This window comes from Micromonospora sp. CPCC 205558 (genome assembly GCF_036902955.1).
GTDB lineage: Bacteria > Actinomycetota > Actinomycetes > Mycobacteriales > Micromonosporaceae > Micromonospora.
Genome location: NZ_JBAKHR010000023.1, coordinates 126,521 through 140,753, shown reverse-complemented (window position 1 = coordinate 140,753; position 14,233 = coordinate 126,521). Strand labels below are relative to the sequence as shown.

General features: G+C 72.0%; 16 protein-coding genes. 3 read left to right on the top strand and 13 right to left on the bottom strand.

Features of this window, described 5'->3' with window-relative positions; genetic code table 11:
- Nucleotides 1-65: 65 nt before the first annotated feature.
- The 9 genes from pheT to V6U86_RS23925 form a co-directional block, all read right to left on the bottom strand.
- The gene (gene pheT, locus V6U86_RS23965; RefSeq protein WP_334506688.1) at nucleotides 66-2,612 is read right to left on the bottom strand and encodes a phenylalanine--tRNA ligase subunit beta; all 2,547 of its coding nucleotides are present in this window, start codon (nucleotides 2,610-2,612) and stop codon (nucleotides 66-68) included.
- Nucleotides 2,613-2,652: 40 nt separating this feature from the next.
- Entirely contained in the window at nucleotides 2,653-3,720 is a 1,068-nt protein-coding gene (pheS, locus tag V6U86_RS23960; protein ID WP_334506686.1) for a phenylalanine--tRNA ligase subunit alpha, read from the bottom strand.
- A 218-nt stretch (nucleotides 3,721-3,938) separates the two neighbouring features.
- Nucleotides 3,939-4,736 (bottom strand): TrmH family RNA methyltransferase, encoded by a 798-nt coding sequence (locus tag V6U86_RS23955; protein WP_334506684.1) that lies wholly within the window; start codon nucleotides 4,734-4,736, stop codon nucleotides 3,939-3,941.
- Between the two features lie 83 nt (nucleotides 4,737-4,819).
- The gene (gene rplT / locus V6U86_RS23950) at nucleotides 4,820-5,212 is read right to left on the bottom strand and encodes a 50S ribosomal protein L20 (RefSeq protein WP_007458417.1); all 393 of its coding nucleotides are present in this window, start codon (nucleotides 5,210-5,212) and stop codon (nucleotides 4,820-4,822) included.
- 31 nt (nucleotides 5,213-5,243) lie between these two features.
- Nucleotides 5,244-5,438, bottom strand: coding sequence for a 50S ribosomal protein L35 (gene rpmI, locus V6U86_RS23945; RefSeq protein WP_007458415.1), 195 nt, complete (start codon nucleotides 5,436-5,438; stop codon nucleotides 5,244-5,246).
- A 20-nt stretch (nucleotides 5,439-5,458) separates the two neighbouring features.
- On the bottom strand, nucleotides 5,459-6,109 hold the full coding sequence (infC, locus tag V6U86_RS23940) for a translation initiation factor IF-3 (RefSeq protein WP_334506681.1): 651 nt from the start codon (nucleotides 6,107-6,109) through the stop codon (nucleotides 5,459-5,461).
- A 460-nt stretch (nucleotides 6,110-6,569) separates the two neighbouring features.
- The gene (locus V6U86_RS23935) at nucleotides 6,570-7,043 is read right to left on the bottom strand and encodes a PH domain-containing protein (protein ID WP_334506679.1); all 474 of its coding nucleotides are present in this window, start codon (nucleotides 7,041-7,043) and stop codon (nucleotides 6,570-6,572) included.
- A 351-nt stretch (nucleotides 7,044-7,394) separates the two neighbouring features.
- Nucleotides 7,395-8,240: an ATP phosphoribosyltransferase gene (gene hisG, locus V6U86_RS23930; protein WP_030488425.1), complete on the bottom strand. Its 846-nt coding sequence runs from the start codon at nucleotides 8,238-8,240 to the stop codon at nucleotides 7,395-7,397.
- A 49-nt stretch (nucleotides 8,241-8,289) separates the two neighbouring features.
- On the bottom strand, nucleotides 8,290-8,553 hold the full coding sequence (locus V6U86_RS23925) for a phosphoribosyl-ATP diphosphatase (RefSeq protein WP_030335709.1): 264 nt from the start codon (nucleotides 8,551-8,553) through the stop codon (nucleotides 8,290-8,292).
- Nucleotides 8,554-8,686: 133 nt separating this feature from the next.
- Between V6U86_RS23925 and V6U86_RS23920 the strand changes: the two genes are divergently transcribed.
- The 3 genes from V6U86_RS23920 to V6U86_RS23910 are packed head-to-tail and all read left to right on the top strand — an operon-like array spanning nucleotide 8,687 to nucleotide 11,139.
- On the top strand, nucleotides 8,687-9,550 hold the full coding sequence (locus tag V6U86_RS23920; protein WP_334506675.1) for an ABC transporter substrate-binding protein: 864 nt from the start codon (nucleotides 8,687-8,689) through the stop codon (nucleotides 9,548-9,550).
- Nucleotides 9,547-10,392, top strand: coding sequence for an amino acid ABC transporter permease (locus V6U86_RS23915; RefSeq protein WP_334506673.1), 846 nt, complete (start codon nucleotides 9,547-9,549; stop codon nucleotides 10,390-10,392). Before V6U86_RS23920 ends, V6U86_RS23915 begins: the two co-directional genes overlap by 4 nt.
- 3 nt (nucleotides 10,393-10,395) lie before the next feature.
- Complete coding sequence (locus tag V6U86_RS23910) at nucleotides 10,396-11,139, top strand: amino acid ABC transporter ATP-binding protein (protein ID WP_334506671.1); 744 nt, start codon at nucleotides 10,396-10,398, stop codon at nucleotides 11,137-11,139.
- Between the two features lie 6 nt (nucleotides 11,140-11,145).
- Here V6U86_RS23910 and ribH read toward each other — a convergent pair whose 3' ends face one another.
- Genes ribH through V6U86_RS23890 form a run of 4 tightly spaced genes read right to left on the bottom strand, consistent with a single transcriptional unit; the run spans nucleotide 11,146 to nucleotide 14,232 of the window.
- Nucleotides 11,146-11,646 (bottom strand): 6,7-dimethyl-8-ribityllumazine synthase, encoded by a 501-nt coding sequence (ribH, locus tag V6U86_RS23905; protein ID WP_334506706.1) that lies wholly within the window; start codon nucleotides 11,644-11,646, stop codon nucleotides 11,146-11,148.
- A gap of 2 nt (nucleotides 11,647-11,648) precedes the next feature.
- Complete coding sequence (locus V6U86_RS23900) at nucleotides 11,649-12,914, bottom strand: bifunctional 3,4-dihydroxy-2-butanone-4-phosphate synthase/GTP cyclohydrolase II (RefSeq protein WP_334506668.1); 1,266 nt, start codon at nucleotides 12,912-12,914, stop codon at nucleotides 11,649-11,651.
- Nucleotides 12,911-13,594 carry a nicotinamide riboside transporter PnuC gene (pnuC, locus tag V6U86_RS23895; protein ID WP_334506666.1) on the bottom strand — a complete coding sequence of 228 codons (684 nt, stop codon included), beginning with the start codon at nucleotides 13,592-13,594 and terminating at the stop codon, nucleotides 12,911-12,913. Before pnuC ends, V6U86_RS23900 begins: the two co-directional genes overlap by 4 nt.
- Nucleotides 13,594-14,232 (bottom strand): riboflavin synthase, encoded by a 639-nt coding sequence (locus V6U86_RS23890; protein WP_334506664.1) that lies wholly within the window; start codon nucleotides 14,230-14,232, stop codon nucleotides 13,594-13,596. The genes pnuC and V6U86_RS23890 overlap by 1 nt, the downstream gene beginning before the upstream one ends.
- Nucleotide 14,233: the final 1 nt, after the last annotated feature.

Below are 14,233 nucleotides of genomic sequence, written 5' to 3'. Positions count from 1 at the left end.
GGGGGCGGGGGGCGGGTGGTGGGGTGGTGGGGTGGTGGGGGGCGGGGGCGGGGGCGGGGGGGCCGTCAGGCGCCGCGCAGGGTCGCGCCTAGGCGCTCGGTCGCTACCGCTACCGCCGCGTCGCGGGCCGCGACCGCCTCCTCGACGGTCAGCGTCCGGTCCGGTGCCCGGAACGTCAGCTTGTACGCCAGCGACCGCCGACCCTCACCAAGCTGAGCGCCGGAGTACACGTCGAACAGCCGCACGTCCTCCAGCAGCTCGCCGGCGCCCGCCTCCAGCGCCCGGCGCACCTGCTCCGCCGGCACCGAGTCGTCCACCACCAGCGCCACGTCGATCAGCGCCGGCGGGAAGCCGGAGACCGTCGGCGCGGGCGTCACCGGGGTCGGCGGCAGCGTGTCGAGGTTGAGCTCCATCGCGCTGGTGCGACGGGGCAACTCCAGCGCCGCGACCACCAACGGGTGCAGCTCGCCGGCGTGTCCGACGACGGAGCCGTCGACCCGCAGTTCGGCGCAGCGGCCCGGGTGCCACGGGGCGTACTCGACGGCGCGCACCTCGACCCGCTCGTCGGGGATCCCGGCGGCGGCCAGCACGTCACGGGCCGCCTCGATCGCGTCCGCCCAGCCGGCCTGCCGACCCGGCCCCCACCAGCCGGCCGGGTCCAGGTCGCCTGCGAGCACCACCGCGACGTGCACCGGCTGCGCCGGCACCACCGCGTCGGCGGCCGCGAACTCCTCGTCGGTGGGACGCCGGTCCACGCCCATCGCCGGCGGGCTGCCGGCACCGACGCGCGGGTGAAAGACCGCACCGATCTCGTAGAGGGCGAGGTCACGGTGACCGCGGCCGAGGTTGCGCTTGAGGACGCCGAGCAGCGGGCCGAGCAGCGTGGTGCGCAGCAGCGGCTCCTCCTCGGACAGTGGGTTGGCCAGCCGCACCGAGGGCCGACGCGGGTCGTCGGCCGGCAGGCCGAGATGGTCGGCCAGCTCCGGCGACACGAACGGGTGCGCGAGCACCTCCACGTACCCCCGCTCGGCCAGCGAGTTGGCGACGGCCCGGCGGCGACGCTGACGCGGGGTCAGACCGCGCCCCGGAGGTGCGGTCGGCAACACCGACGGCACCCGGTCGTACCCGTCGAGGCGGACCACCTCCTCGACCAGGTCGGCCGGGTCGGTCAGGTCGGGCCGCCAGGTCGGCGGGGTGACGCTCAGCACCGTCCCGACGCCGCTGGCCACGCCCACCGCGCCCGGGTCCTCGGACAACCGGTCCGCGCCCTGCGCGACAGTGCAGCCGACCCGCTCCAACAGGGCCACCACCCGCGCCGGTGGGTACTCGACGCCGATCCGCCGGGTCGGCAGGTCCGCCGGAAGGCTGATCGGGGTACGCGGCCGGACGTGGTCGATGTCCAGGATCTCCGCGCTCGGGGTGCCCCCGCCGTGCTCGGTGAGCAGCCGCACGGCACGCTCCAGCGCGACGAGCGCCACGGCCGGGTCGACGCCCCGCTCCCAGCGCTTCGCGGCCTCGCTGAACAGCTTGTGCCGGCGGGCGGTGCGCCCGACCATCGCCGGGTCCCAGTGCGCCGCCTCGAACAGCACATTGGTCGTGTCGGCGACGACCTCGCTGGTCTCGCCGCCCATCACCGCGGCGAGCGAGATCGGCCCAGTGTCATCGCAGATCACCATGTCGTCGGCGGTGAGCACCCGGTTGACCCCGTCGAGGGTGGTCAGCTTCTCCCCCGCCTCGGCGCGGCGGACCACCAGCGGCCCGACGATCCGGTCGGCGTCGAAGGCGTGCATCGGCTGGCCCAGCTCCAGCATCACGTAGTTGGTGATGTCGACGGGCAGCGAGATGCTGCGGATGCCGGCGGTGACGAGCCGCTGCTGCATCCAGGACGGCGTGGGCGCGGTCGGGTCGACGCCGCGGACCAGGCGGGCGGTGAACCGGTCGCAGCCGACCGTGTCACGGACCTCCACCGGGTACGCCGGCGTCTCGGTGCCGCCCGGTGCCGGCGCCAGGGCCGGGTCGCGCAACGGCACGTCGAACGCGTGCGACAACTCCCGGGCCAGGCCGCGCAGGCTCAGCGCGTACCCCCGGTCGGGGGTGATCTCCAGATCGAACACGACGTCGTCGAGGCCGACCACCGGGCGCGCGTCGTCACCCGGCTTGGCCGTCACGTCCGGCCCCAGCACGATGATGCCGGAGTGGTCGTCGCCCAGGCCCAACTCCTTCGCCGAGCAGATCATGCCCGCCGAGTTGTGCCCGTACGTCTTGCGGGCGCCGATGGCGAAGCCGCCGGGCAGCACGCCGCCGGGCAGGATCACCACCACCCGGTCGCCCGGGGCGAAGTTACGCGCCCCGCAGACGATCTCCTGCGGCTCGCCGGTGCCGTTGGCGGCACCCACGTCGACCCGGCAGAACCGGATCGGCTTCTTGAAACCGGTGAGCTCCTCGATCTCGCGGACCTCACCGACGACCAACTGGCCGGTGACGGTCGCGGCCAGGTCCACTACGGACTCGACCTCGATGCCGAGGTCGACCAGGGCCTGCTCCAGGTCACCGGTGGGCAGGTCGGCGGGGAGGTCGACGTACTCCCGCAGCCAACTGACAGAAACTCGCATGACTTCAGACCACCGTTCCCGTGTCTCGTACCCGCATCGCCTACGCCCCGGTCCCGAGCGCGCGGCTGAACCGCACGTCGCCCTCGAAGAGATGGCGGATGTCGCTGACCCCGTGCCGGATCATCAGGGTCCGGTCGATGCCCATGCCGAAGGCGAATCCGGAGTAGACCTCCGGGTCGACGCCGCAGGCGCGCAGCACCCGCGGGTTGACCATGCCGCAGCCACCCCACTCGACCCACTGCGGGCCGTCCCGGTGCTCCGGGAACCACACGTCGAACTCCGCCGACGGCTCGGTGAACGGGAAGTAGTGCGGCCGCCACCGGGTCTTCGCCTCCGGGCCGAACATCGCGCGGGCGAAGTGGTCCAGCGTGCCCCGCAGGTGCGCCATGGTGATGCCCTTGTCGACCACCAGGCCCTCGGCCTGGTGGAACACCGGGCTGTGGGTGGCGTCGATCTCGTCGGTGCGGTAGACGCGGCCCGGCACGATCACGTAGATCGGCGGCTTGCGGCTGAGCATCGTGCGGGTCTGCACCGTGGAGGTGTGCGTGCGCAGAACGAGGCCGGAACCCTCCGGTGCGATGTGGAAGGTGTCCATCAACCCGCGCGCCGGATGATCGGCGGGGATGTTCAACGCGTCGAAGTTGACCCACTCCAGGTCGACCTCGGGCCCCTCGGCCACCTCGTAGCCCATCCCGACGAAGAGGTCGCTGATCGACTCCATCAGGGTGCTCAACGGGTGCCGGGCGCCCCGTGGACGACGGTCGTAGGGCAGGGTGACGTCCACCCGCTCCTCGACCAGCACCCGCTCGGCCTGCTCGCGCTCCACCACCTCGGCGCGCTCGGCGTACGCGGACTCGATCGCCCGGCGGGCCTCGTTGACCCGCTTGCCGGCGTCGGACTTCGCGGCTGGCGGCAGCGCGCCGATCTCCCGGCGGGCGAGCGAGACCGGTGACCGGTCACCCAGGTGCACCGAGCGCAGCGCGGTCAGCGCGTCCGGGTCGGCGGCGGCCTCGAACGCCTTCGTGGCGTCCGCGACGGCCTCGGCCAGGGCGGCGGGGTCGAGCAGGGCGACCTGCTTCGGGTCGTACGGATCGTTGCGGTAGCTCATGGCGTACGGGCACTCCCTCACGGCGGCGCCAGCCCTCCACGGGCGGCTAGGCGAGTCTACGGACGCGCGGCTGTGCCGCAGCCCGCCGGTAGGAGTTGCGCAGGGAGCAGGTCAGGCCCGCCGCCCGCCGACACCGGCGGGCTGGCTAAACGAACGCCGTGTCGCGTTCATGGACGGACGCTCTCCCCTGCTGTCAGTCGCGCCGGAGGCTTTCACCCTCAGCGCTGCGCTCTCGCTGAAGCGTACAGGCAGACCGCGGCGGCGGCAGCCAGGTTCAGGCTCTCCGCGCGCCCGTACAGCGGCACCCGCACCGTGGTGTCGGCGGCGGCGGTCAGCTCCTCGGGCAGGCCGTGCGCCTCGGAACCGAACAACCAGGCGGTGGGCCCGACGAGCCGGCCGTAGTCGGTCAGGTCGTCCAGATCACTGTCGCCGTACCCGGTGGTGGCGAAGATCGACAGCCCGGCGGCGCGCAGCGCGTCGACCACCGCGACCGGGTCGGTGGCGCGCACCACGTCGACATGGAAGAGGCTGCCGGCCGAGGCCCGCACACACTTGCCGTTGTACGGGTCGACGGCGTCTCCGGCGAAGACCACCGCACCCGCACCGGCCGCGTCGGCGGTGCGCAGCACCGTGCCGGCGTTGCCCGGGTCGCGGATCTCGGCGAGCACCGCCACCAGCCGGGGCCCACCCGCGAGGGCCTGCTCCAGCGACACGTCCAGGTGCCGGCAGACCGCCACCAGCCCCTGCGGGGCGACGGTCTCGGCGAGCGCCGCTAGGGCCTCGTCGGTCACCTCGGAGACCGGCACGTCGGCGCGGGCCGCCGTGGCGGCCAACTCCGGATACCGGTCGAGCGCGGTGGTCGTACCGAACAATTCGGTGACCACCCCCGGCCGCGCGAGGGCCTCGCGGACCGCCTGCGGGCCCTCGGCCAGGAAACGGCCGGTGGCGTCGCGGTCCCGGCGGCGTTGCAGACGGCGGGCGGCGACAACCCTGGGGGTACGCGGGGTGAAGGCCATGGTGTGGGTTCCTCCGACACGATTGAGGCGCCCCCCGGACGGCGGTGCCGACACGGGAGACGCCTCGCTCTGGTGCGTGGGGATCAGGCGGCCTGAGCCGCCGCGCCGCCGGTGCCCTCGGCCGTGACCGCGGCCCGGGCCAGCTCGACGATCGCCGCGAAAGAGGCGGCGTCGTTGACAGCCATGTCGGCCAGGATCTTGCGGTCGACCTCGATGCCGGCCAGACGCAGGCCCTGGATCAGACGGTTGTAGGTCATCCCGTTGGCCCGGGCGCCCGCGTTGATCCGCTGAATCCACAGCTGCCGGAAGTCGCCCTTGCGGTCGCGACGGTCCCGGTAGGCGTACTGCATCGAGTGCAGCACCTGCTCCTTGGCCTTGCGGTACAGGCGGGAGCGCTGACCGCGGTAACCGCTCGCGGTCTCCAGCAGGGTACGACGCTTCTTCTGGGCGTTTACAGCCCGCTTGACGCGTGCCATCTCAACTCCTAATTACGTAAGGTGGCGCGCGTCAGCGGCCGAGCAGCTTCTTGATGCGCTTGACGTCGGCCTTGGCCAGCACGACCGTGCCGGTCAGCCGGCGGGTCTGGGTGGAGGGCTTCTTCTCCAGGTTGTGGCGGAGGCCGGCCTGCTGGGCAACGATCTTGCCCTTGCCGGTCACCTTGACCCGCTTACCCATACCCGTGTGGCTCTTCATCTTCGGCATGTGGAACGTCTTCTCCCCTGTTACTCGCCGCTGGTGTCGGCGGCGAGGCCGGTGTCACCGGCTGCTGCGGTCTCGCTGACCGCCGCGGTCTCATCGGCTTCCGGAGCGGCGGACTCGTCCGCTGCCCGGTCCCGAGGTCCGCCGCGAGACGCCGTAGCGGCGACCGCGGAGGCCTTGACGGCCCGATGCGGGGCGAGAACCATGATCATGTTTCGGCCGTCCTGCTTAGGAGCGGCCTCGACGTATCCCAGGTCCGTGATCTCGGACTCGAGCCGGCGCAGGAGCCGGTAACCCAGCTCCGGGCGGCTCTGCTCGCGACCGCGGAACATGATCGTCACCTTGACCTTGTCGCCCGCCTTGAGGAACCGCACCACGTGACCCTTCTTGGTCTCGTAGTCGTGCGGGTCGATCTTCGGCCGAAGCTTCATTTCCTTGATGACGGTCTGCTGCTGATTACGCCGCGCTTCGCGCGCCTTGAGTGCGCTCTCGTACTTGAACTTGCCGAAGTCCATGAGCTTGCACACCGGCGGGCGCGCCATCGGCGCAACCTCGACCAGGTCCAGATCGACGTCCGCGGCCAGCTGAAGAGCGCGCTCCAGCGGGACGATGCCCACCTGCTCACCCTCTGGGCCGACCAGTCGGACCTCACGTGCCCGGATCTGCTCGTTCACGCGTGGTTCGACGCTGATGGGGCCTCCTCGAGTCGTTTCTGCTCTGTCGCCGACCCCTGCGGCTCCCGGGAGGGAACCGACCCGAAAAGCAGAAGGCCCCGGCGCATGCCAGGGCCCGCTCGACCGGTCGGCGTGATCACAGGATCACACACCCGACCCCGGGACATGCCCGGAACCGGTGACCGGACCCGGCCACCGTAGCGGCGACTCGGGTGGGAGCAGGCGCTCCGCTTTCACGGCTGTCTGCTCGCACGCGGAGACAGCCTGGTCGACTCGATAACACTACACCGGCGCCCCGGCAGCTCCCAAACCGGGCACGGCCCGCGGCCTCAGCACCGGCCCAGCCGGTCAGGGCAGCCGGCCGGACGGTCGGACGGTCGGTCAGGGCGGCCGGTCGGGGCGGCCGGTCGGGGCGGCCGGTCGGGGCGGCCGGTCGGGGCGGCCGGTCGGGGCGGCCGGGTCAGCGGCCGACGGCGCGTTCGGCGAGGCGGGCCTGGTGGGCCTCGTGCAGCCGGCGCAGCGCGCGGACCCCCTCGACGGCCGACTCCTTGTCGGCGGCCTGCAAGGCGACAATCGGCAGCAGGTCGTCGTCGTGCAGCTCCAGGCTGGCCCACGGCGCGCCCCGGTCGAACCGGACGCCCCGGACGACCTCCCAGGGCAGCTCGTAGGAGCTGATCACGTTACGCACCCGGATGCCCCGCGCGTCCGCCTCCACCCGGGGACGGGTGAACAGCAGGAACCCGAGCGCCCCGAAGACGCCCAGGCCGATCATGGCGATCTGGTCGCCGCGCTGGAAGCTGCCGTAACCATCGCCGGTCGGGCCGCTCAGCGACGTGGCGACCAGACCGAACACGACCACCAGGGCAACCGCCGCCGACCAGCAGACCACGCGGATGCGGCGGGGCTTCAGGCGGACCAGCTCGGTTTCACTCACCCCGCCAGTCTGCCACCCACACCCGCCAGCAAACGCACCACCCGCCGAGAGCCACCACCCCGGGCCCAGGGCGGCCAGCCACCTCAAGATCGTGCTCAATCCAGGATTCAGTGGCCTCCGTCGAGATCGAGGCCACTACTTCAATGATCGAGCGCGATCTTCCGCTTCCAGCAGCGACCGGGCAGCCGCCGGCGCGCCGATCATGGAGTTGTGGTGGTGGACGCAAGTCGCGAAAGCGGCTGAAACGGGCACCACAACTCCATGATCGACGCGGGGGAACGCGGGCGGGGCGCGGGCGGGGCGCGGGTGCGGGCGCGAGGCGCGGGCGCGGGCCCGGGCGCGGGGGGTGGGTCAGAGGCGGCAGGCGTGGATGTTGGTGACGAGGATGGCGCGGGCGCCCAACTCGTACAGCTCGTCCATGATGCGGTGCACGTCGTCGCGGAGCACCATCGCCTGCACCGCCACCCAGCCCTCGCGGTGCAGCGGCGACACGGTTGGCGACTCGATGCCCGGGGTGAGCCCACTGGCCCGGTCCAGCAGACCGGCCGGCACGTCGTAGGCGAGCATCACGTAGCGGCGGGCGACCAGCACACCGTGCAGGCGGCGCAGCAACTGCTCGGCCTGCGGTTGTGCGGGCGCGCCGGCACGCCGGACCAGCACCGCCGACGAGCGCAGCAGCGGCTCGCCGAAGACCACCAGGCCCGCCTGGCGCAGGGTCGCGCCGGTCTCCACCACGTCCGCGATCACGTCGGCGACGCCGAGGCGTACGGCGTTCTCCACCGCGCCGTCGAGGCGGATCACGTCGGCCTTGACCCCCACCTCGCCGAGGTGCCGCTCGACCAGCCCCGGGTACGCGGTGGCGATCCGGTGACCGCCCAACTCCTGGACGGAGGCGATGTCGTCGGGGCGGGCGGCGAAGCGGAAGGTGGCCCGCCCGAAGGCGAGGTCGACGACCTCCTCGGCCGGCGCGGCCGAGTCGATCAGCAGGTCCCGGCCGGTGATCCCGAGGTCGAGGTCACCGGAGCCGACGTAGGTGGCGATGTCCTTCGGACGCAGGTAGAAGAATTCGACGTCGTTGGCCTCGTCCCGGCAGACCAGGTCCTTGGGGTCGGTGCGCTGGCGGTAGCCCGCCTCGCGCAGCATCTGGGCGGCCGGTTCGGCCAGGGTGCCCTTGTTGGGAATGGCGACACGCAGCATGACGGAGTGCTCCTTCGATCCGGATGGCGATCAACGGGGTGGGGGGCACTCACAGATGTCGGTAGACGTCCTTGAGCTCGAGACCACTGGCGAGCATCAGCACCTGGACCTGGTAGAGCAGCTGGGAGATCTCCTCGGCGGTGCGCTCCGGCCCCTCGTGCTCGGCGGCCATCCACGACTCGGCCGCCTCCTCGACGACCTTCTTGCCGATGAAGTGCACGCCCTTGTCCAGCGCGGCGACGGTGCCCGAGCCCGGGGTGCCGGCGGCGGCCTTGGCCTGCAGCTCGGCGAACAACTCCTCGAACGTCTTCACGAGGAACGATTCTTCCAGCCGCCCGGGCGAGGCCCCACGTCCGGGTCCGCCGGAATCCAGCAAGCGGACAATTCCCTATCAACATGGTGGGACAATTGTCGATCGATGCTCATGGAGCCCTACGCTGTCCGCCATGGCCAGCAGATCACGTCCCCTCGCGCTCACCCTCGCCGGCGCCGTCGTGGTAGCCACCGCCGGATGCGCGCCACAGGACGAGAAACCCACCCCCACCGTCACCGCCGCGTCGTCCTGCGCCAAGGACAGCCTGCCCACGCGTACGCCGGGCAAGCTGACCATCGCCACCGACCAGCCCGCGTACGAGCCGTGGTTCTCCGACGACAAGCCGGACAACGGCGAGGGCTTCGAATCCGCCGTCGCGTACGCGGTGGCCGAGAAGCTCGGCTACACCCGAGCCGACGTCACCTGGATCCGGGTCAAGTTCGACACCGCGATCGCGCCCGGCCCGAAGGACTTCGACTTCGACATCAACCAGTTCTCCATCACCGAGGAACGCAAGCGGGCTGTCGACTTCTCCGCGCCGTATTACCTGGTGCGGCAGACCGTGATTGCGTTGAAGTCCTCGAAGATCGCCGGCCGGACGTCGCTGGCCGAGCTCCGCGACGCCCGGCTCGGCGCGCAGGTCGGCACCACCAGCTACCAGGCGATCACCGACGTGATCAAGCCAACCGCCAAGCCGCAGGTCTACAACAGCAACGACGACGCCAAGAAGGCCCTGCAGAACGGGCAGCTGGACGGTCTCGTGGTGGACCTTCCGACCGCCTTCTACATCACCGGCGCGGAGATCACCGACGCGACGATCGTCGGGCAGGTGCCGCAGGTCGGCACGCCCGAGGCGTTCGGGTTGCTGCTGGACAAAAACTCCCCACTGACCTCCTGCGTCAGCGGGGCGGTCGGTCAGCTCACCACGGCGGGCACGCTGAAGGAGCTGGAACAGAAGTGGCTCGCGCAGGTGGCAGGGGCGGCCGAGCTGCGGTGACGCTTCTGGATCATGTGCCGTCCGAGGCGCAGCTGCGGCGGTCGGCGTACCGGCGTCGGCAGACCGTCCACAGCGTGCTCGTCGCGGCGTTCTCGACGGCGGCGCTCGGCACGCTGCTGGTGATCGCGGTGACCGGGGCGCCCGGCTGGGACCGGGTCCGACGCTCGTTCCTGGATCCGCAGATCGCCCGCGACGCGCTGCCGACGGTGCTGAGCGGGCTCTGGCTCAACGTACGTCTGCTGGTGTGCTGTGCGGTCGGCGCGCTGCTGCTCGGGCTGGTGATCGCCGTGCTGCGGACGCTGCGCGGGCCGGTCTTCTTCCCGGTGCGCGCGCTGGCCGCCGGCTACACCTACACCTTCCGGGGCCTGCCGCTGATCATCGTGCTCTACCTGCTCACCCTCGGCGTGCCGGGGTTGCGGTTGCAGGGCATGCCGCCGGTGCTGGTGCTCGGTGGGATCGCGTTGGTCCTCACCTACGGCGGCTACCTCGCCGAGGTGTTCCGGGCCGGCATCGAGTCGGTGCACTCCAGCCAGCTCGCCGCGGCCCGCTCGTTGGGGCTGACCTACCGGCAGACGATGCGGCACGTCGTCCTGCCGCAGGCCGTCCGCCGGGTGGCGCCACCCCTGCTCAACGATGTGGTGGCGTTGCAGAAGGACGTGGGGCTGGTCTCCCTCGCCGGGCCGATCGACGCGGTCCGCGCCGCCCAGATCGCCACCGCACAGACCTTCAACTACACGCCGTACATCGTGGCGGGGGTGCTCTTCGTGCTGCTCGCGATCCCGCTGATCGCGGTCACCGACTGGGTGACGCTGCGCGCGGCCCGCCGACAGTCGGGGGGCTGACCCATGCCGTTGCTGCATTGTCGGGGCCTGCGCAAGGAGTTCGGCGGGCACGTCGTGCTCGACCGACTAGATCTGCGCGTCGCCGAGCACCAGGTGGTGGCCCTGATCGGCGCGTCCGGGTCCGGCAAGTCGACACTGCTGCGCTGCGTCAACCTGCTGGAGGAACTCGACGACGGCACCATCGAGCTGGACGGGGAGGACATCTCCGATCCCCGGGTGGACCCGGACCAGGTCCGTCGGCGCATCGGCATGGTGTTCCAGGCGTACAACCTCTTTCCGCACCTGAGCGTGTTGGACAACATCACCCTCGCGCCGCGCCGCGTACACCGGCGGGGCCGGGCAGAGGCCGAGGCGCAGGCCCGGGAGTTGCTCGACCGGGTGGGGCTCGGCGCCAAGGCGGACGCCTACCCGGACCGGCTCTCCGGCGGGCAGCAGCAACGGGTGGCTATCGTCCGGGCGCTGGCCAACTCACCTCGACTGATGCTGCTCGACGAGGTCACCTCCGCGCTGGACCCGGAGCTCGTGGGCGAGGTGCTGGCGATGATCCGCGACCTGAAGGCCGACGGCATGACCATGGTGCTGGCCACCCACGAGATGGGCTTCGCCCGGGAGGTCGCCGACGAGGTCTGCTTCCTCGACGCCGGGCGGGTCGTCGAGAGCGGCCCGCCGGCGCAGGTGCTCGGCGAGCCGACGCAGCCCCGAACCCGGCAGTTCCTGCGCCGGATCATCGAGGCCGGTCGGCTGTGAGGCGCCTCAGCCGCTGAAACCGACCCGTTGGGCGTTGCCCGCCGCCACGGTCCGCACGGCCAGCGCCGCGTCGAGGGCCGCGACGGTGGCGGCCCAGCCCTTGTCCTCCGCCGAGCCGGGCAGACCGGCGCGGTCGCGGGCCTGCTCGATGGTCTCCACTGTCAACACCCCGTGCGCCACCGGCTTGCCCTCGTCCAGCGCCACCCGGGTCAACCCGTCGGTGACCGAGCGGCAGACGTAGTCGAAGTGGGCGGTGGCACCGCGGACCACCACACCGAGGGCGACCACCACGTCGCAGCGGCGGGCGAGGGCCTGCGCGACCACCGGCAGCTCGACCGAACCGGCAACCCTGGCGACCACGGACCGCGCGCCGCACGCCTCGGCGGCGGCCACCGCACGCTCCACCATGTGGTCGGTCAGCTCGCCGTGCCAGCGGGCGGCAACGACCCCGACGGTCAGCCCCGCGGCGTCGACCGCCTCGACTCCCGGCTCACCGAAACCCGCCATCGTCATGCTCCGATCTCGTCGTTGGCGACCGGACGCCCCAGCGGCGCCTCGGACACCTCGTCCAACTCGTCCAGCAGGTGACCCATCCGGTCCCGCTTGGTGCGCAGGTAGCGCATGTTCTCCGGGTGCGCGCCGACCGGCAGGCTCTCGCGGCCGGTGATGGTCAACCCGTACCCCTCCAGCCCGGCCCGCTTGGCCGGGTTGTTGGTCAGCAGCCGCATCGAACGCACGCCCAGGTCGTAGAGGATCTGCGCCCCGGTGCCGTAGTCGCGGGCGTCGGCCGGCAGGCCCAGGTCGAGGTTGGCGTCGACGGTGTCGCGGCCCAGGTCCTGCAACTGGTACGCCTGCAGCTTGTGCAGCAGGCCGATGCCGCGCCCCTCGTGCCCACGGACGTAGAGCACCACGCCCCGGCCTTCCTGCCCGACCCGGGCCAGTGCGGCGTCCAGCTGCGGCCCACAGTCGCAGCGCAGCGAGCCGAACACGTCCCCGGTCAGGCACTCGGAGTGCACCCGGACCAGCACGTCCTGGCCGTCACCGATGTCACCCAGGACCATCGCGACATGTTCGGCCGGGTCGTGCTCGGCGCGGTAGCCGAGCGCCCGGAACACCCCGTGCTTCGTCGGCATCCGGGCGTCGGCGACCAGCTCGACCTGCTTCTCGGTCCGCCGCCGGTAGGCAATCAGGTCGGCGATGGTGATCAGCGTGAGGCCGTGCTCGGCGGAGAACTTCTCCAGGTCCGGCACGCGCATCATGGTGCCGTCGTCGTTGACCAGCTCGCAGAGCACGCCGGCCGGACGCAGCCCGGCCAGCCGGGTCAGGTCGATGCCCGCCTCGGTGTGCCCCGGCCGGCGCAGCACCCCGCCCTCGCGGGCGCGCAACGGCACCACGTGCCCGGGACGGGCCAGGTCGGTCGGGTCGGTCGTCGCGGCGGCGAGCAGCCGGCTGGTGTGCGCGCGGTCGGCCGCCGAGATGCCGGTGCTGACCCCCTCGCGGGCGTCCACGGTCACCGTGTACGCGGTGCCGCGCCGGTCCTGGTTGGTGTGGTGCATGGGCGGCAGGTCGAGCCGGTCGGCTTCGCTCTCGGTCAGCGCCACGCAGACGTATCCGGAGGTGTAGCGCACCATGAACGCCATCAACTCCGGCGTGGCCAACTCGGCCGCGAAGATCAGGTCGCCCTCGTTCTCCCGGTCCGCGTCGTCGACCACCACGACCGGCCGGCCGGCCGCGATGTCCGCGATCGCCTGCTCGATATCCCCGAAACTGGTCACGCGATGGCCTCCGTGTAGATGGGCGTGCGGACGGCGGTCGTCGCCCGCGAGGTGCGCCACCAGGCGGCGAAGCCCCAGACGCAGAGGGCGCCGTAGATCAGGTACATGACGGCCGACGGGTAGAACCCGCCGCGCAGCAGCAGCGGCACGCCGACCGCGTCCACCGCGATCCAGAGCAGCCAGAACTCCACCCAGCCGCGGGCCATGCCGTAGGTGGCCAGCAGGCTGCCGGTGAGGATCCAGGCGTCGGGCAGCGGGCCCCACGAGCCCAGCGCCTTGAGCACCGGGTACGCCGCGGCGGTGCCGATCACGGCGGCCACCAGCAGCATCAGTCGCTCGCGTCCGGTGGCCCAGCGCGGGACGACCGCTGCCTGCCCGCCGTCGGCGCGACGGTTGCGCTGCCAGCGCCACCAGCCGTAGACGCTGACCGCGAAGAAGAACACCTGACGGCCGGCCTGCCCGTACAGGTCGTGCTCCTGCGGGGTGGCGAACACCCCGCCGAGGAAGACGGTGAGCAGCAGCGCGTTACCGATCATGCCGACCGGCCACGCCCAGACGAGCCGACGCAACCCGAGCAGCGCCGAGATCAACCCGAACGCGTTGCCGACGATCTCCCGGGCCAGCACCGGCGAACCGGCGACCTGCACCTGGGCGTCCAGCAGCCAGCTGAGCGGGCCCATCAGGCCACCCCGCCCGGGTTCACGGCCACCCCGCGAGCGTCGGTGAGCCGGTCGCCGAGCAGCCGCTCGACGTACTTGGCCAACACGTCGACCTCCAGGTTGACCGGGTCACCGACGCCCTTCGCGCCGAGCGTGGTCAGCTTGAGCGTGGTCGGGATCAGCCCGACGGCGAACTCGTCCGCACCGACGGCCGCCACGGTCAACGAGACACCGTCGATGGTGATCGAGCCCTTCTCCACCACGTACCGGGACAGGGCGGCGGGCAGCCGGAACCGGACTGTCTCCCACTGCTCGGCCGGCTCCCGGGAGATCAGTTCACCGACGCCGTCGACGTGGCCCTGCACCAGGTGCCCGCCCAGTCGACTGCCGAGCGCGGCGGCCCGCTCCAGGTTGACCGGGTCGCCGGGGCGCAGCGCGCCCAGCGCGGAGCGGCGCAGCGTCTCCCCCATCACGTCGGCGGTGAAGACCCCGTCGGCCACCTCCACGACGGTCAGGCAGACACCGTTCACGGCGATCGAGTCGCCGTGCCGAGCGTCGGACGTGACCAGCGGGCCACGTACGCCGAGCAACGCCGAATCGCCCGCCGTAGGCGCGACCCGGACGATCTCGCCCAGCTCCTCGATAATTCCGGTGAACATC